17 protein-coding genes are annotated in these 15,436 nt (G+C 70.1%); 4 read left to right on the top strand and 13 right to left on the bottom strand.

Features of this window, described 5'->3' with window-relative positions; all coding sequences use genetic code 11:
• Nucleotides 1-50 precede the first annotated feature (50 nt).
• The 10 genes from BR39_RS0105135 to carB form a co-directional block, all read right to left on the bottom strand.
• Entirely contained in the window at nt 51-1,658 is a 1,608-nt protein-coding gene (locus tag BR39_RS0105135; protein ID WP_029908385.1) for a methyl-accepting chemotaxis protein, read from the bottom strand.
• Nucleotides 1,658-2,011 (bottom strand): hypothetical protein, encoded by a 354-nt coding sequence (locus tag BR39_RS0105130; protein WP_051695204.1) that lies wholly within the window; start codon nt 2,009-2,011, stop codon nt 1,658-1,660. The genes BR39_RS0105135 and BR39_RS0105130 overlap by 1 nt, the downstream gene beginning before the upstream one ends.
• Before the next feature lie 373 nt (nt 2,012-2,384).
• Nucleotides 2,385-3,047 carry a glutathione S-transferase family protein gene (locus BR39_RS0105125; protein WP_029908382.1) on the bottom strand — a complete coding sequence of 221 codons (663 nt, stop codon included), beginning with the start codon at nt 3,045-3,047 and terminating at the stop codon, nt 2,385-2,387.
• Between the two features lie 89 nt (nt 3,048-3,136).
• Nucleotides 3,137-3,604 (bottom strand): surface-adhesin E family protein, encoded by a 468-nt coding sequence (locus BR39_RS0105120; protein WP_029908379.1) that lies wholly within the window; start codon nt 3,602-3,604, stop codon nt 3,137-3,139.
• A gap of 70 nt (nt 3,605-3,674) precedes the next feature.
• On the bottom strand, nt 3,675-3,965 hold the full coding sequence (locus BR39_RS0105115) for a DUF1294 domain-containing protein (protein ID WP_035018163.1): 291 nt from the start codon (nt 3,963-3,965) through the stop codon (nt 3,675-3,677).
• The gene (locus tag BR39_RS0105110; RefSeq protein ID WP_029908377.1) at nt 3,962-4,408 is read right to left on the bottom strand and encodes a hypothetical protein; all 447 of its coding nucleotides are present in this window, start codon (nt 4,406-4,408) and stop codon (nt 3,962-3,964) included. The genes BR39_RS0105115 and BR39_RS0105110 overlap by 4 nt, the downstream gene beginning before the upstream one ends.
• A gap of 44 nt (nt 4,409-4,452) precedes the next feature.
• Nucleotides 4,453-4,743, bottom strand: a complete 291-nt coding sequence (locus BR39_RS0105105; protein WP_156035587.1) for a hypothetical protein — start codon at nt 4,741-4,743, stop codon at nt 4,453-4,455.
• Between the two features lie 119 nt (nt 4,744-4,862).
• Entirely contained in the window at nt 4,863-5,213 is a 351-nt protein-coding gene (locus BR39_RS0105100) for a hypothetical protein (RefSeq protein WP_029908373.1), read from the bottom strand.
• 228 nt (nt 5,214-5,441) lie between these two features.
• Nucleotides 5,442-5,978: a hypothetical protein gene (locus BR39_RS0105095; protein WP_029908371.1), complete on the bottom strand. Its 537-nt coding sequence runs from the start codon at nt 5,976-5,978 to the stop codon at nt 5,442-5,444.
• 304 nt (nt 5,979-6,282) lie between these two features.
• Nucleotides 6,283-9,576, bottom strand: a complete 3,294-nt coding sequence (gene carB / locus BR39_RS0105090) for a carbamoyl-phosphate synthase large subunit (protein WP_029908370.1) — start codon at nt 9,574-9,576, stop codon at nt 6,283-6,285.
• A gap of 308 nt (nt 9,577-9,884) precedes the next feature.
• Between carB and BR39_RS0105085 the strand changes: the two genes are divergently transcribed.
• Nucleotides 9,885-10,961: a hypothetical protein gene (locus BR39_RS0105085; protein ID WP_029908367.1), complete on the top strand. Its 1,077-nt coding sequence runs from the start codon at nt 9,885-9,887 to the stop codon at nt 10,959-10,961.
• 16 nt (nt 10,962-10,977) lie between these two features.
• Here the strand turns inward: BR39_RS0105085 and BR39_RS0105080 are convergent, their stop codons facing one another.
• A complete protein-coding gene (locus BR39_RS0105080) occupies nt 10,978-12,189 on the bottom strand; it encodes a patatin-like phospholipase family protein (protein WP_029908365.1) in 1,212 nt (403 codons plus the stop codon).
• Nucleotides 12,190-12,312: 123 nt separating this feature from the next.
• Nucleotides 12,313-12,519, bottom strand: a complete 207-nt coding sequence (locus BR39_RS0105075) for a cold-shock protein (RefSeq protein ID WP_029908363.1) — start codon at nt 12,517-12,519, stop codon at nt 12,313-12,315.
• A gap of 288 nt (nt 12,520-12,807) precedes the next feature.
• Between BR39_RS0105075 and BR39_RS0105070 the strand changes: the two genes are divergently transcribed.
• Both BR39_RS0105070 and BR39_RS26680 read left to right on the top strand, forming a co-directional pair.
• Nucleotides 12,808-13,047 carry a hypothetical protein gene (locus BR39_RS0105070; protein WP_029908362.1) on the top strand — a complete coding sequence of 80 codons (240 nt, stop codon included), beginning with the start codon at nt 12,808-12,810 and terminating at the stop codon, nt 13,045-13,047.
• Between the two features lie 98 nt (nt 13,048-13,145).
• Complete coding sequence (locus tag BR39_RS26680; RefSeq protein WP_197026643.1) at nt 13,146-13,307, top strand: hypothetical protein; 162 nt, start codon at nt 13,146-13,148, stop codon at nt 13,305-13,307.
• A 63-nt stretch (nt 13,308-13,370) separates the two neighbouring features.
• On the opposite strand, the gene BR39_RS0105060 is transcribed toward BR39_RS26680, so the two are convergent.
• Nucleotides 13,371-14,687, bottom strand: coding sequence for an oxygenase MpaB family protein (locus BR39_RS0105060; protein WP_029908360.1), 1,317 nt, complete (start codon nt 14,685-14,687; stop codon nt 13,371-13,373).
• Nucleotides 14,688-14,811: 124 nt separating this feature from the next.
• Between BR39_RS0105060 and BR39_RS0105055 the strand changes: the two genes are divergently transcribed.
• Complete coding sequence (locus BR39_RS0105055) at nt 14,812-15,426, top strand: TetR/AcrR family transcriptional regulator (RefSeq protein WP_029908358.1); 615 nt, start codon at nt 14,812-14,814, stop codon at nt 15,424-15,426.
• Nucleotides 15,427-15,436 lie beyond the last annotated feature (10 nt).

Below are 15,436 nucleotides of genomic sequence, written 5' to 3'. Positions count from 1 at the left end.
AAGCAAGTACCCGGCCTGAAAGCGAAGCTTGACCCCGTTACGGGCCAGGATCAAGCGCGTCGGCGCGCCGCTTGTTCCGAATGACCTTTCCGGGGCAGCTGGAACTGCCCGACCAGGCCCGCCAGGTCGCTGGCGTCGCCGTTCAGGGTCTGGGTGGCGGCGGCCGTCTGCTCGACCATGGCCGCGTTCTGCTGCAGCACCTGGTCCATTTGGTTGACCGCGGTGTTGATCTGCGACAGCCCCTCGGCCTGGCTCTGGGCGCTGGCGGCGATCTCGCTGACCAGACCGTCGATCTCGGCGATCTGGGCGACGATGCCTTCCAGGGCCTGGCCCGTGCGGCCCACCAGATCGACCCCGGTCCCGACCTGGCTGGTCGAGGTGGTGATCAGGGCCTTGATCTCCTTGGCCGCCTCGGCCGAGCGCTGGGCGAGGCCGCGCACTTCCTGGGCCACGACGGCGAAGCCGCGCCCCGCGTCGCCCGCCCGGGCCGCCTCGACCCCGGCGTTCAGGGCCAGAAGGTTGGTCTGGAAGGCGATCTCGTCGATCACCCCGATGATCCGCGAGATCTGGGTGGCCGAGGTCTCGATCGCGCCCATGGCCCCGACCGCCTCGTCGACCACCTCGCCCGAGCGGCGGGCGTCCTCGCGGGCCTGGGCCACCACCTTGGCGGCGCGGCGCGCCCCGTCGGCGGTGTGGCCGACCGTGGTGGTGATCTCGTCCATGGCGCTGGCGGTTTCCTGCAGGCTGGCGGCCTGCTGCTCGGTGCGGCGCGACAGGTGCGAGGCGGCGTCGGCGATCTGGTCCGAGCCCCGGCGCACGCCGGCCACGCGGTCGTCGATCACCACCAGGGCGTCCGACAGCTTGCCGGCCGCCTGGTTGAAGTCGGCGCGCAACTGCTCGTAGGACTCGGCGAAGCGCTCGACCAGCCGCACCGACAGGTCGCCCTTGGCCAGGCGCGACAGGCTCTCGGCGAGGGCGTCGACCATGTCGGCCCGCTGGCGCTCGGCCTCGGCCTGGACGGCGGCGTGGGCGACGCGGCCGGTCTCCTCCGAGCGGCGGGCGTGTTCGGCGGCCTGGTCGGCCTCGCGCGCCTCGGCCATGGCGGCCTCGGCCTTGGCCCGGGCCCGCTCGGCCACGCCGAACATGTGGTTGACGCTGGCGCTGATGCCGATCAGGGCGCCGGCCTCGACGATCAGGATCACGGCGTGGAGGATCACGCGGCCCAGGCTGGCCGAGCCGGGGAACACCGCGGCGGGCAGGATGTAGCTGAGGCCCAGGTGGTGCACGGCCACGGTGGCGGCCGCGGCGGCGATCACCGTCCAGTCGCAATAGACCACCAGCAGGGCCAGGGCCGCGAAATAGGCCATGTGCATGTCGATCTGCCAGGCGTGGCCGTCGACGGCGGCGACCAGCAGCGAGACCTGGGCCATCAGGGCCACGCCCGACAGCGCCCGGCCCAGCGAGCCGTTGGCGCTGAGCTTCAGGGCCAGTCCGCCCAGGGCGGCGGCGCCGACGCTGGCGATCGCCAGGCCCACGAACGGTCCGCCCAGGATCAGCTTGGCGGCGATCACCACGGGGATCATCAGCGCCGTCAGCAGGGCGATCATCCGGGCGCCGGCCTGGCGCTGGGCGTCGAGGTTGGAGAAGGTCAGGCGCATCAGCGGGTCTCCGGGGCGAGCGGCGAGCTCACAGGCGAGTCCTGGGGCGAGCAGCGCCCGGCGGCGTCGGGGTCGAGCAGCAGCCAGGCCCCGGCCGCGCGCAGGCGCGGGCCCAGGGCGTCGGGCTCGCCGCGCAGGATCAGGATGAAGGGGACGCCGCCGGCCCCGGCGATCTGGCCGGCCGAGGCGGCGGCCGAGGCGGTCTGGGCCGGGGTCCACCAGGGCGGGAACACCGCCGCGACCCGGGCGGGATCGCGCGGGGCGGCGCCGGCGGCGACCGTGGCGAACAGGGTGGTCAGGATGGTGGCGCAGACGGCCAGGACCAGGCCGGCGGTCGAGGTCGCGCCCCGCATGCTCTCTGCCGTGCCCCGGTCCAAAACGCTCTCCGCGCGATTCAAGCGGGGAGCATGGCGACCGGGGTGTGAGGGAACCCTTAACCAAGCTTAACGGCGACGCCGTGTCGCAGGGGGGGCGGCCTAAGCAACCCCTCTCTCTTAGAGAGAGGGAGGGGCCCGCCGCGAAGCGGTGGGAGGGTGAGTGGTTTCACCGCTGGCCGGAGAAGGCTCCATGCGGTCCGCCGAGACCAAGACGACCGCCAGTAAGGATCTTGGGGCTTCTCGCAAACCCAATGAAAAGCCGCGCTTCATTCGGTGAGGGTGTAACCACTCACCCTCCCATGGCTTCGCCATGGGCCCCTCCCTCTCTCAAAGAGAGAGGGTTTTCAGATCACGCGTAGTCGTACGGCCCGCCGCGCTCCAGGGCGCGCTTGTAGGCCGGACGCGCGTGGATGCGGTCCAGGAACGCCTTGACGCGCGGGCGCGAGGCGGCCCCGGCCCGGGCGGCGCCGGCTTCCAGCGGGAAGCTCATCATGATGTCGGCGGCGGTGAAGTCGGGGCCGGCGAACCAGGCGGTCTTGGCCAGCTCGGCGTCCCAGTAGTCGATGTGGCTCTTCAGCTGCGGGTCGACGAAGCCGCTCTGCGCCTTGGAGGCGATGCTCTTGACCAGCCCCTTCAGCAGGCCCGGCGCGCGGTTGGGCAGGGCGGTGAACACCAGCTTCAGAAGCAGCGGCGTCATGGCCGAGCCCTCGGCGTAGTGCAGCCAGTAGGTCCAGCGCAGCCGCTCGGGCGTCCCGGCGGCCGGGACCAGCCGCCCCTGGCCGTAGGTCTGGACGATGTATTCGACGATGGCGCCGGTCTCGGCGATGGTCTTGTCGCCGTCGGTGATCACCGGCGACTTGCCCAGCGGGTGCACGGCCAGCAGCTCTGGCGGGGCCAGCATGGTCTTGGCGTCGCGCTGGTAGCGCTTGACCTCGTAGGGCAGCCCCAGCTCCTCCAGCAGCCACAGCACGCGCTGGCTGCGCGAATTGTTCAGGTGATGGACGACGATCATGGCGCGGGCTCCCCGAGGCGTTGCGCGCAGGGTGGCAGGGTGACGTGGAGGTCCGTCAAGGGCGGAGCGGCCCCCCTGGGCTCGACCCGCTACTTGGCCGCCGGATGCAGGAACGCGTCGGCCACCGCCTTGGCGACGGGCAGGCTCAGGCTCTTGGCGATGGGGTAGTCCTTGGTCCCGCAGACGATGGACAGGGCTTCCCGGCCCAGGGTGCCTGGCTTTTCCGGCTCAAACGCCGAGGCGGCGGTGTTGTCGTTGCTGATCACCGCGTCGGCTTCATCGAAGACGAGGATGCGGTCGACCTTCGAGGTCAGGGCCGAGCAATCGAACTGATAGGCCAGGATCGTATAGGCCTCCTTAGGGTCGAAGCGCCGGTCCCGGCTGAAGATCAGGGCGCGCGCCGAGCGGATGTGGCCGTCTTCCTTCACGGTCGAGCGGTCGATCAGCATGACGGCCTGGTCGGTCTTGCCGACGAGCCCATAGTCGGCGGCGGCGGCGGCGGCGGCGGCCGGGCCGGCCATGGCCAGCAGGCCGGTCGCGAGCAGGCCCGTTATCATCGTATTCCGCCCCAACGATCTTCCCCCGGTTGCGCCTCGACTGCTGTCGTGGCGGCGCGGCGCGGGGGCGTCAAGCGCCGGTCAGGCTCCTGCGCCACACCACCAGCCCGATCACGACCGCCACCACCTGCACGAACACGATCAGGGTCAGCCAGGCGCTGAACGGCTGCTTGCGGGTCTTGTGGCGGAACACCGGGCGGGCCGCCAACGCGCCGGGGCTGCCGCCCAGGGCGGCCAGGGTCAGCAGGGCGCGCTCGGGCACACGCGAACGCTTTTCGGCCGCGGCCGCCTTGTCGAAGCCGAAGATCGCGAAGGTCAGCAGGTTCAGCACGCCCAGATAGAAGGCGACGAACAGGATCATGCGGGGGTCCCGACAGGCGCCTCCAGCGGGCGCAGGTCCGGCTCGACCCAGCCCCGGCGGGCCGCCACGCTGAACAGCCGCTCGCGCGACCAGAAGGTCAGGGGCCAGGCCTTGTCGCCCATCGGGGTGGCCAGCAGCCGGGCGGCCGCCGCGCTGTCGGAGGTCCCGGCCGGCAGGGTCGCGACGAAGGCGCGGATGGCGGCGAGGTAGGCCTGGGTGATGGTCTCGTGATAGCCGCTGTGGTCGTCGTTCACCCCGCCGACCGCGACGTTGTAGGTCTGGATGATGCGCGGCATGTCGCGCTCCAGGCCCTCGTTCCGTGTACGGACCAGGCGCAGGGTGGCGGTCAGGTGCGCGGCGTGGGTCCACTGGTCCTTGGGCAGGCTGTGGTCCAGCAGGCGGCGGGCCAGGTCGGCGACAGCTTCGTCGGTATAGGTCGTCATGGTCAGAAACTCGTCGCTCCCTCGGGGCCCGGACGCCCGTCTCCTCAGCCGGAGATCGGAACCACATCCGGCGGCAGCAAGGCCGAATGCAGAATCACCGTCAGGGAAAACAAGACCACCGCGCCGCCAAGCGTCAGCAGAGCGGAAATGAGGTCTCGCTTCACCAGATACGCCACCACGACCGCTCCGCAACACACGGCGAAACACTTGATGAAAGCCTGCAAGGGGTCGTGTCGCGACAGAATGAAGAGAAAGCCCGAAAGAACGGCGCAGGCCAACCAATTGACGGCCAGGATCACCATGATCTTCCGGCCTTCTTCTTTTGTGAAACCCACGAACTTGCCCCTCGAAACCATACGCGCCGGCGGCTGGGCTGACGTCAGCCCTGTTGCCGGTGCGGTCGCTGCGTGTTGTTCCCGGCAACCCGTCGGCGCGCAAGCCCTACGCGCCGGCTTCACAACCGTCCGCGCCGCCCGCCCTTGAGCTTGTCGATCGCCCTCGGCGCCGGATTGGGCGTCCGGACCATCGTCCCGACGTCGGCCACCGACTGGGCGGCGTGCAGATGGGCCGCGGCGGCGTCGAGCATCGAGGGCGGCGAGACCCGGGATCGGGCGGCCGGCACGATCAGGGCGACCTTGCGGGCCATGGCGGCCAGGTCGCCGACGGCTTTGGCCTTGTCGCGGGCCGCGCGGATCTCGGCGGGGTCGTCGCTGCGCTCCAGGATCGCCCAGGCCGCGTCGAGGGCGTCCATCAGCTTCTGCTGGAAGGTGAAGCACCAGGTGGGGGTGTCTTGAGCTTGGGTCATGCCGCTAGTGTGCGGCCGTCCTGGAGGGTGGGGATCGGAAACTTGTATTTTCGTGTAGCGCGTTGATTTCGTTGAGGGCGGATTCGGAATTCGCGGGGATAGAGGTCGGGGACATGCCCTTGCGGCGTGTCCCCAAGGCAGGTGCGGCGGTTCTCGTCCTGGCGCGTCGATGATGCGGTTGGGGACACGCACGAGTGCATGTCCCCGCTCGCGATCCTGTGGATAACTCTACGCCCCGCCCGTTCCGCAGGCGTCGTGGGCGATCTCGCGTTCCAGGTCCTGCAGGTCCGTGAGGGCCTGGACCTTGGCGTCGCGCAGGTTCCTGGCCTTGGCCGCGGCGATCTCGCGGGTGAACAGCGCCTTGCCTTCGGCGACCAGGGCGCGGGCCTTCACGCAGTCGCCCGGCTCGCCGGTGTGGGCCAGGAAATAGACGTCGCGCAGGATCGCCAGGCTTGATCCCGTGCCGGCCGCCAGGCCCAGCCAGCGGCGACGCTCGGCCGGCTCGGCGTGGTCGTCCATGGCGTAGTGGATGGCCAGCCTGGTGGCGTCCTCACGATAGCCGCGCAGCACGCCCTGCTTGGCCCCTTCCAGTTCGGCGGGCGACAGGCGGCCGCCGACGGCCTCCGACGGGACGCTGTTCGCCGCCTCGGCCGCCTGGACGGCGGTCCGGGCCGCGTCCTCCGGCGTGGTCGGCGAACAGGCGGACGCCGCAAGGACCAGGGCGGTCAGGACGGCGGCTCCGTGGGCGCGGCTAGGCTTCGGCAAGGAGTTCTCCGGCTTTGCGCCAGAACTTGACCATGGTGGACCGAAGGCCGCAACGGCGCGGTCATCCCTCTCCCCTCGCGGGAGGGGGCGGCGGTCCGGAAGACCGTCGGGCGAGGGGTCTCGCAAACGAAAACCGCCGCGACCGGCCTTTCGGCGGATCGCGGCGGTTCTGTCTTTCGGCCTTCGCGCCGGGGACATGCACTTGTGCGTGTCCCCAATACGGGCGCGGAGGCATCACGCCTTTGAAGTCGGTTCAACGGTTGGGGACACGCACAAGTGCATGTCCCCAGTCGTGGAAAGAGGCTTACGCGTAGCTCTGCAGCGGCCGGACCTCGAGGGCCTTGGCCGGGGCGCTGGAGATGGCCTGGGCGGCGGCCAGGGCGCCGGCAGAGGTGGTGTAGTAGGGCACCTTCATCATCAGCGCCGTGCGGCGGATCTCGAAGCTGTCCTCCAGGGCCTGCTTGCCCTCGGTGGTGTTGAACACCAGCTGCACGCCGCCGTTCTTCATCACGTCGACGATGTGCGGGCGGCCTTCCAGCACCTTCTTGACCAGCTCGACCTCGACGCCCTGCTCGGCCAGGTAACCGCGCGTGCCGACGGTGGACAGCACCTTGAAGCCCGCCGCCTGCAGCAGCTTCACCGGCTCGACGATCCACGGACGGTCGCTTTCCTTGACCGAGACGAAGGCCGTGCCGGCGGTGGGCAGGGTGACGCCGCCGCCCAGCTGGCTCTTGGCGAAGGCGCGGGCGAAGGCCGGGCCCAGGCCCTGTTCGCCCTCGCGGATCCAGTCCAGGCCCATGACCTCGCCGGTCGAGCGCATTTCCGGGCCCAGCACCGTGTCGACGCCGGCGAAGCGGGCGAACGGGAAGACCGCTTCCTTGACCGCGATGTGGTCGTAGGGGACGTCCTTGAGGCCGAAGCTGGCCAGGGTCTCGCCGGCCATCACCTTGGCGGCGATCGCCGCGACGGGGCGACCGATGGTCTTGGCCACGAACGGCACGGTGCGCGAGGCGCGGGGGTTCACTTCCAGCACGTAGATGCGCGGATTGGCGCTGTGCGGCTCCTCGATGGCGAACTGCACGTTCATCAGGCCGCGGACGTTCAGGGCCAGGGCCATCTTCACGGTCTGGCGCTTCAGCTCTTCCACGGTCTGCGCGCTGAGCGAGAAGGGCGGCATCGAGCAGGCGCTGTCGCCCGAGTGGACGCCGGCTTCCTCGATGTGCTCCAGCACGCCGGCCACGAACACGTCCTTGCCGTCGCACAGGGCGTCGACGTCCACCTCGGTGGCGCGGCTCAGATAGTGGTCCAGCAGGATCGGGTGCTCGAGCGAGATCTCGCCGGCCCCGGCGATGTAGCGCTCCATGGCCTCGTGGTCGCGGATGATCTCCATGCCGCGGCCGCCCAGCACGTAGGACGGGCGCATCACGAACGGGAAGCCGATCTTGTCGCCTTCGGCCCGGGCCTCGTCCCAGGTGCGGGCGATGGCGTTCTCGGGCTGGGCGATGTCCAGGCCGTTCAGCAGCTGCTGGAAGCGCTCGCGGTCCTCGGCCAGGTCGATGGCGTCGGGGGTGGTGCCCAGGATTGGCACGCCGGCCTCTTCCAGGGCGTGGGCCAGCTTCAGCGGGGTCTGGCCGCCGAACTGGACGATGACGCCGGCCATCTCGCCGCTGCCCATCTCGACGTGCAGCAGCTCCAGCACGTCCTCGGCCGTCAGGGGCTCGAAGTACAGGCGGTCGGAGGTGTCGTAGTCGGTCGAGACGGTCTCGGGGTTGCAGTTGACCATGATCGACTCGATGCCGATCTGATCCAGCGCGAAGGCCGCGTGGCAGCAGCAGTAGTCGAACTCGATGCCCTGGCCGATCCGGTTGGGACCGCCGCCCAGGATCACCGCCTTCTTGCGGTTGGTCGGCAGGCTCTCGCACTCGGGGACCTGGCCCAGGGCGCCGGTCTCGTAGGTCGAATACATGTAGGGCGTGGTGGCCGCGAACTCGCCGGCGCAGCTGTCGATGCGCTTGAACACCGGGCGGACGTTCAGGTCATGGCGGGCCTTGCGCACGGCCTTCTCGGTCGAGCCGGTCAGCTTGGCCAGGCGGGCGTCGGAGAAGCCCTGGGCCTTGAGGGCGCGGAAGCCTTGGGCGTCGGTCGGCAGGCCGCCGGCCCGGACCCAGCCCTCCTGGCGGATCAGCTCGGCGATCTGGCGCAGGAACCACGGCTCGTACGAACAGGCGGCGTTGACCTCCTCGACCGTCAGGCCGTGGCGGAAGGCCTGGGCGATCACGCGCAGGCGGTCCGGCGTCGGGGTGCCCAGGGCGCGGATCACGGCCGCGCGGCCGGTGTCCGGATCATCGGCGCCGGCGATCTCGACCTCGTCGAAGCCGGCCAGGCCGGTCTCCAGGCCGCGCAGGGCCTTCTGGACGCTTTCCTTGAAGGTGCGGCCGATGGCCATCACCTCGCCGACCGACTTCATGGCGGTGGTCAGCAGGGGCTCGCTGCCCGGATACTTCTCGAAGGCGAAGCGCGGGATCTTGGTGACGACGTAGTCGATGCTGGGTTCGAACGAGGCCGGGGTCGCGCCGCCGGTGATGTCGTTCTTCAGCTCGTCCAGGGTGTAGCCGACGGCCAGGCGGGCGGCGACCTTGGCGATCGGGAAGCCGGTGGCCTTCGAGGCCAGGGCGGACGAGCGCGACACGCGCGGGTTCATCTCGATGACGACCATGCGGCCGTCGGCCGGGTTGACGGCGAACTGGACGTTCGAGCCGCCGGTCTCGACGCCGATCTCGCGCAGCACGGCGATCGAGGCCGCGCGCATCCACTGGTATTCCTTGTCCGTCAGGGTCAGGGCCGGGGCGACGGTGATCGAGTCGCCGGTGTGCACGCCCATCGGGTCGATGTTCTCGATCGAGCAGACGATGATGCAGTTGTCCGCCGTGTCGCGGACCACTTCCATCTCGTATTCCTTCCAGCCGAGGACGCTTTCCTCGATCAGGACTTCGGTCGTGGGCGAGAGGTCCAGACCGCGCGCGACGATCTCCTCGAACTCCTCGACATTGTAGGCGATGCCGCCGCCGGTGCCGGCCAGGGTGAAGGAGGGGCGGATGATCGCCGGCAGGCCGACGAACTCCAGGCCTTCCTTGGCTTCGTCCATGGTGTGGGCGGCCTTGGAGCGGGGCGATTCCAGGCCCAGCTTGTCCATGGCGTCGCGGAACTTCTGGCGGTCCTCGGCCTTGTCGATGACCTCGGCCTTGGCGCCGATCATCTCGACGCCGAACTTCTTCAGCACGCCGGCCTCTTCCAGGGCCAGGGCGGTGTTCAGCGCGGTCTGGCCGCCCATGGTGGGCAGCAGGGCGTCGGGCCGCTCCTTCTCGATGATCTTGGCGACCATGTCGGGGGTGATCGGCTCGATATAGGTCGCGTCGGCCACGTCCGGATCGGTCATGATCGTGGCGGGGTTCGAGTTGACCAGGATGATCCGGTAGCCCTCGGCGCGCAGCGCCTTGCAGGCCTGAACGCCCGAATAGTCGAACTCGCACGCCTGGCCGATGACGATCGGACCGGCGCCGATGATCAGGATCGAGGAGATGTCTGTTCTTTTGGGCATATCAGGAGACTCGCGCGCAGAGACACGGTCGCGCACATCCGCGCGCCCGCTGCCGACCATCTTGCAGGTTAAGCCGCCCGTTTAGAGAGGGAGTCGGTCCGGCGCAACCCTAGAGTCGGGGAGCGGGGTTCGGCGAGGCGACGCGCCGGACCCCGCCGCCGGGCCGCCGGTCCCGGTCTGGTGAAATAGACCTCCTGGGCGTGGCATTCGCCACAGGCGGACCGGGCCCGGCGCGGCATCTTGGGCGGGAAGCGGCGCCGTGATCGGGCCTCCCGCCTCGGTCGATCGCCCCCGCCTGGAAACCGCTCATGACAGGTCCTTCGCCCCCCGCCGACGATGCCGTCCCGCCCGTCCACGTCGTCGTGACGCTGACGCGGGAAGCCGCGCCCGAAAAGCCCCAGCCCGGCGCCCTGTCCGCGATCGACGGCTTCTTCAAGTCCAGCCTGGGGGTCGCCCTGCTCACCCTGCTGACGACCGGCGTGGTCGGCGGCCTGGTCAGCAACCACTTCACCGACGAACAGAGGCGGGCGGCCGAGGAGGCCCGACGCATCGCCGACCTGGAGATCCGGCGCAGTGACCTGATCGAGGCGTTCAGCAAGACCTACGAGGCGCGGCGCACCGCGGTGGCCCTGGTGCGGTCGACGATCGAGGACGGCGGCAAGGCCGCGGAGCGCGAAGCGCGCTGGAAGGCCTATCAGGAGGCCTACCTCGCCTACAATCTCAACGGCTTCGCCTTCCGCGCCAGCATGATCGACTATCTGGGCTACGGGACCAGCCAGCTGTTCCGGCCGTCCCTCGACCTGATGACTTCTTCCTTCAGCCGGCTGGACGCATGCCTCACCAAGGCCTACCGGCTCGACGTGGCCGGCAAGCGGCGCGACGCCAAGGCGCTGCTGCGGCATTGCCGGGGCGATGGCCCTGGCGCGGTGGAATGGACCGCCCTGCAGGAGACGAAGAAACTCAACGACTGCTTGAGCACGGTCGAGATCGAGCTCACCAGTTCGCTCTATCTCGAGAACAAGTTCGCGCGGCTGGAAAAGGCCGCCCAAGAGGTGAAGAGCGTTCGCCTTGTCGATGATCCGGCCAAGCCACGCGTCCAGGCGCCCCGAGCGGCGGGAAACAGACCGGCGGGCAGGCCCCCAGTCCTGACGCCGTCGGTCAAGGTCTTCAAGATCGCGAATCTGACGGCGAAGGATTGGTCGGGCCGCAAGTGCGCGAAGCTCACCGATTGGGTTTGCCAGCGGCTGTACAATCGCCACGCCGTCAAGGCGAAGTTGGCGGTGGAAGCTTGCGCTTCGCTGGCGGACAAGCGCTATGGCGCGGCGTCGTCCACCGTCGCCCTCGCCGGTCCGTCGCCCGCGCGAGGTGCGGCGAGGAAGAGCTGACGGCGCGCGCCGCCGGCTACCGGCCGCTGATCACCGGCGGGGCCGGCACGGTCGGCGCGCCGGGCGGGACTTCGGCGGGCTCGTCGGTCAGGCTCCAGGCCCAGCCGGCCTGGGCCCGCTCGTAGCCCATGCGGAACAGGGCCTCGCGGTTGTCGCTGGCGAAGTCCAGGCCCGAGGTGTCGACGTCGGCGCTGTCGGGGATGGCGGCGTACAGCAGCTGGCCGCCGTTGCGGCGGGCGAAGGCGCTGCTGGCCGCCAGGTGGGTGCGCATCAGGGCCTTGCTCATGGCGTCCCACGAGCGGCCGACGATGGCCCCGGCGTTGCCCTTGGTGAAGCCGAACGCCCCGCCGACCTTGCCGTTGACGATCACGTAGAGCCGCCCGGGCCGGACCTGGCCCTTGGCGGCGGTCCACAGCAGCAGCGACTCGGGGGCCACGAAGAACGGGATGGTGACGCCGCCGTCCACGTGCATCTCCGACAGCCGCCGGCCTCCCTTTTCGGCATTGGGGCTCGGGATCTCGATCAGGGTGGGCGGCAGGACGCCGGGGATGCTGGCGCTGGCCACCAGCACGTCCTTGAACAGCTGGCGCGAGGCCGGGTCGCCCCGGCTGGCGATGGCGCCCATGTCCCAGATCACCGTCTCCTCGGTGTCGAGGTTGGTGGTGGCGATCAGCAGGCGGCGGCCGCGCCTGTGCTCGGCGACGATGGCCTGCAGCAGGTCATCGGTGACGTTGGCGTCGACCAGGGCCCGCAGGCCCGAGGCGCTGTAGACGCTGGTGTGGAACAGCAGGCCCAGGCCGCGGGGCTTGAGCACCTTGCCGGCGGCCTTGCCGGTGTAGGCCTCGGCCAGGCGGTCGTCCCAGCTGGGGCCCAGGAAGGCGAAGGGGGCGGTCAGGGCGCCGGTCGAGACGCCGGTGACGATGTCGAATTCCGGCCGCTCGCCGCGCTTGGTCCAGCCGGCCAGCACCCCGGCCCCGTAGGCCCCGTTCGAGCCGCCGCCCGACAGGGCCAGGACGTCGAAGGTGCGCTGGGCCGAGGCGCGCTTGCGGGCGGGTTCGGCGAAGCGGATGGCCGCGTCGCTGTCGCTGGCGTTGAAGCGCAGCTCGGCCAGGCCCTGGGGCGGCGGCCCGGCCAGGTCGCTGGCGGTGTAGGCGTCGCGCGACAGCGACCCGCAGGCGGTCACGCTCAGGGCGGCCAGGACGATGACGAGAAGGCGGGCTGGGCGCATGGGGCTCATGGGGGAGGGCTGAACGCTCGCTGCGGAGAACCCTGTCGCGCCCCGGGGGAGCGCGCAAGAAAAATGGGCCGGCGCCAGGCGCCGACCCATCTGTCTTTCGAACCTTCGAGGCGATTAAGCCTGCAGGTTGCCCGCGGCCATCTTGCCGCTGCGGCGGTCCTGTTCCAGGTCGTAGGTGATCTTCTGGCCTTCGTCGAGGCCGCGCAGACCGGCGCGTTCAACGGCCGAGATGTGGACGAAGACGTCAGCGCCGCCGTCGTCGGGTTGGATGAAGCCGAAGCCCTTGGTGCCGTTGAACCATTTCACGGTGCCGGTAGCCATAGTGGTAGTCCTTGCAGTCAATATTCGTCGGCGGAGGAGTTCCGCGCGTCGATCAAATTTCGTTGGGGGTCGGTAGGCGCGTCCGGCGCTCTCGCGAAGAGAGCATGGAAAAGCAGGCCGAACGGCAGCGAATTCGATAATGCACCATGGGCCTCCAAACCGTGGGGAGCAAGTGAATTCGTGAATCGTCTTGAATCGCGATTAGTTTTGGACCCCAAGCAGCGCCTTGAACGTTAAGCAAATTCTCTCGCGCTATTGCGGGAATTGCTGAGTTTCGAGGACTGCACCATGACCCTGATCGAGCGGATTCCTCTGCTGAACGACCGGGAGCTGCTCACGCTCCTGGGCAACGCCCGCCGGCTGGACGTCGTGGGCACCCCGGCCCAGCGGCTGGCCGCGGCGGAAGTCCTGCCCGTGCTCGAACTCGAGGCGTCCAAGCGCCGCCAGGTCAGCCTGGAAGCGGCCACCCTCAAGCGCGGCGCCGCCGCGGCCGCCCGCCGCAAGGCCGCCGCCGCCCAGGCGGCCTAAGTCTCTCCGAAATAAGCCAAGCCGCGCCGTAAAGACGCCTTGCCTCCGTCGCTGTTGATAGTCATTCTCAATAACGACGGAGCGCTTCGGAGGCGATCATGGTGTTTCTGACGGCGGGGGCCGGCTGGCTGGCCCTGGTGATGCGGGCGGAACGGACCCGGGCGGGTCACGACGCGCCCGAGACCGACTGGCTGCTGCACGGCCCCACTGATCCCGACGCGGTCGAGGACGAGGACGCGCCGCTGCTGGCCGCCGAGTAGAGGCGAACACTTGCCCCCACCTGGCGGCTTCGCCGCCTGTCCGCCCCCATAGGGGGCGGAGGATCACGCCGCCGCGTGCGCCGGCCGGTACCGCGCCGCGTCGGTCACATATTCCGCGTGCCCGTACCGCGCCAGCAGGCGACGGACACGGCGCACCAGCACCGCCTCGCTGATCTCCCGCAGGCCCGGCGCATGGCGCGCGGCGCGGAAGGCGGCCATCTCCGTCACCACGCCCAGGGCCACGGCCCCGAACACCAGCCGGTCGGCCGGGGTGACCTCGACCCCCATCCGCGCGGCCGCCGCCCGGTCGCCTTTCATGAAATGCTTGAGGAAGAACACCTTGGCGAAGCGGCGCTCGATCCGGTCGTGCAGCCGGTTGGCGGGCGAGCGGTCGGGCGGCAGGTAGGCGGCCATGGTGGCGCGGATCAGCGCCCCGCAGGTGGCGTCGTCGAAGCCCTGGCGCAGGGTCGAATTGCGCGCGGTCATGGCCCGCACGACCCCCTCGGGCGTGTCGGCCAGCAGGTCCTCGGGCAGGCCCAGCAGGAAGCAGCGGTAGCGCGCCAGCTCCACCCGGGCCCGCTCCTCGCGCGTGAACCGGCGGCGGCCCTTGCCGATGATGTCGAACGACATCAGGAAGATCGGGATCAGCCCGGCCGGCATCTGGTCGACCTGCGGGATCGGCACGCCGTAGACCCCCACGTCCCAGCGGCCCGAGCGCAGGGCGTTGAACCGCACCATCGAGTGCATCAGCCGCACCATGGCCGCGGCCTTGAACCCGGCCCCATGCCGCTCCAGCGCCCCGGGCAGGACGGTGGTGGCGAAGAAAGTGGCCGTCTCGTTGACCCGCCGGGCGGCGCTGTCGTTGCTGAGCGTGCCGGTCAGGGCCATCGGCAGGGCCGAGTACTTGTTCAGGAAGGTGGCGATGAACGCCCCGCGCACCGCGAACGGGGCCAGGTGGGCGGTGGCGTTGAGGTCCAGCCGCGCCCCCTCGCGCACAAGGTCCATGTCGACCCAGTCGGGCGTGGCCTCCATGGCGGCGATGAAGGCGACCAGCTCGGGCGGGGCGTCGGGCACGGCCGCGATCCCCTGGTCGCAGGCGCGGGTCAGCAGGTCGATCAGCCGGCGGAAGCCGAACTGGGGGATCAAGCTCGCGTAGGCGTCGGCCACCACGTCGCCCAGCATGGTGTAGGCGTGGACGCGGTCCAGGTCCTCCTGGGTGACCTCCACGCCCATCGGCTGGCGGTCGCGGACCACGGCCAGGGCCGGGTCCCAGGTGAAGCGTTCGGGCGTGGTGTCGAAGTCGACGTTCCCGTACAGCGCCGGCAGCAGCGTCTTCTGCGACGCCACCTTTGCGCGGACCTGGTCGATGGAGAGGCTCATCGGTGTTCCTGGTGCGACGGACCCGCTCGGGATCCTGGTGTCGCCGATCAGGTTATGTAAGCATTGCTCACATTCCTACTCGCCTTCCGGCCGGCGGGATTGGGCGCGGTCGAGGACCCGGCAAGTGGCTGAAAGACAACGCAGAACGCCGCGCCAGGCGCGGGCGGAGGCCAAGATCGAGGCGATCCTGGACGCGGCCTTTCAACTTCTCGAGGCCGACGGGGTCGAGCGGCTGACCACCAATCACGTCGCCGAGCGGGCGGGGGTCAGCATCGGCACGCTGTACCAGTACTTCGGCGGCAAGCAGGACGTGCTGGCGGCCCTGGCCCAGCGCCGGGCGGCCGCGGTGCGCGACGCCATCGCGCGGACGGTCATCGAGCGTCCCGACCTGGGCAGCGTGCGGACCATCGTCCGGGCGCTTATGAACGGCGTCGAGGGCTCGCCCGCCACGCGCCAGGTGCTGCTGGACGCCCTGTTCCGCCAGAGCCGGGACGGCATGCTGCTGCACCACCACCAGGCGTTCCTGGCCGCCATCGCCGGCAAGGCGCGGCTGGAGGTCGAGCTGACGCCCGAGACGGCCTTCGTCCTGACCCACGCGGTGATCGGCCTGCTGCGCGCCGCCGCCGCCGAGCCGGAGCTGAACCTTGACCCCGAAGCGCTGGAGGACGAGCTGGTGCGGCTGATGGAGGCCTATGTCGCGGCCTTGGCGGCGGGAAAGGGCGGCCAGCGAAGAAGCTAGGTCCCGGACA

The organism is Caulobacter sp. UNC358MFTsu5.1 (assembly GCF_000712075.1).
Lineage (GTDB): Bacteria > Pseudomonadota > Alphaproteobacteria > Caulobacterales > Caulobacteraceae > Caulobacter.
This window is presented reverse-complemented; position numbering and strand designations above follow the sequence as displayed.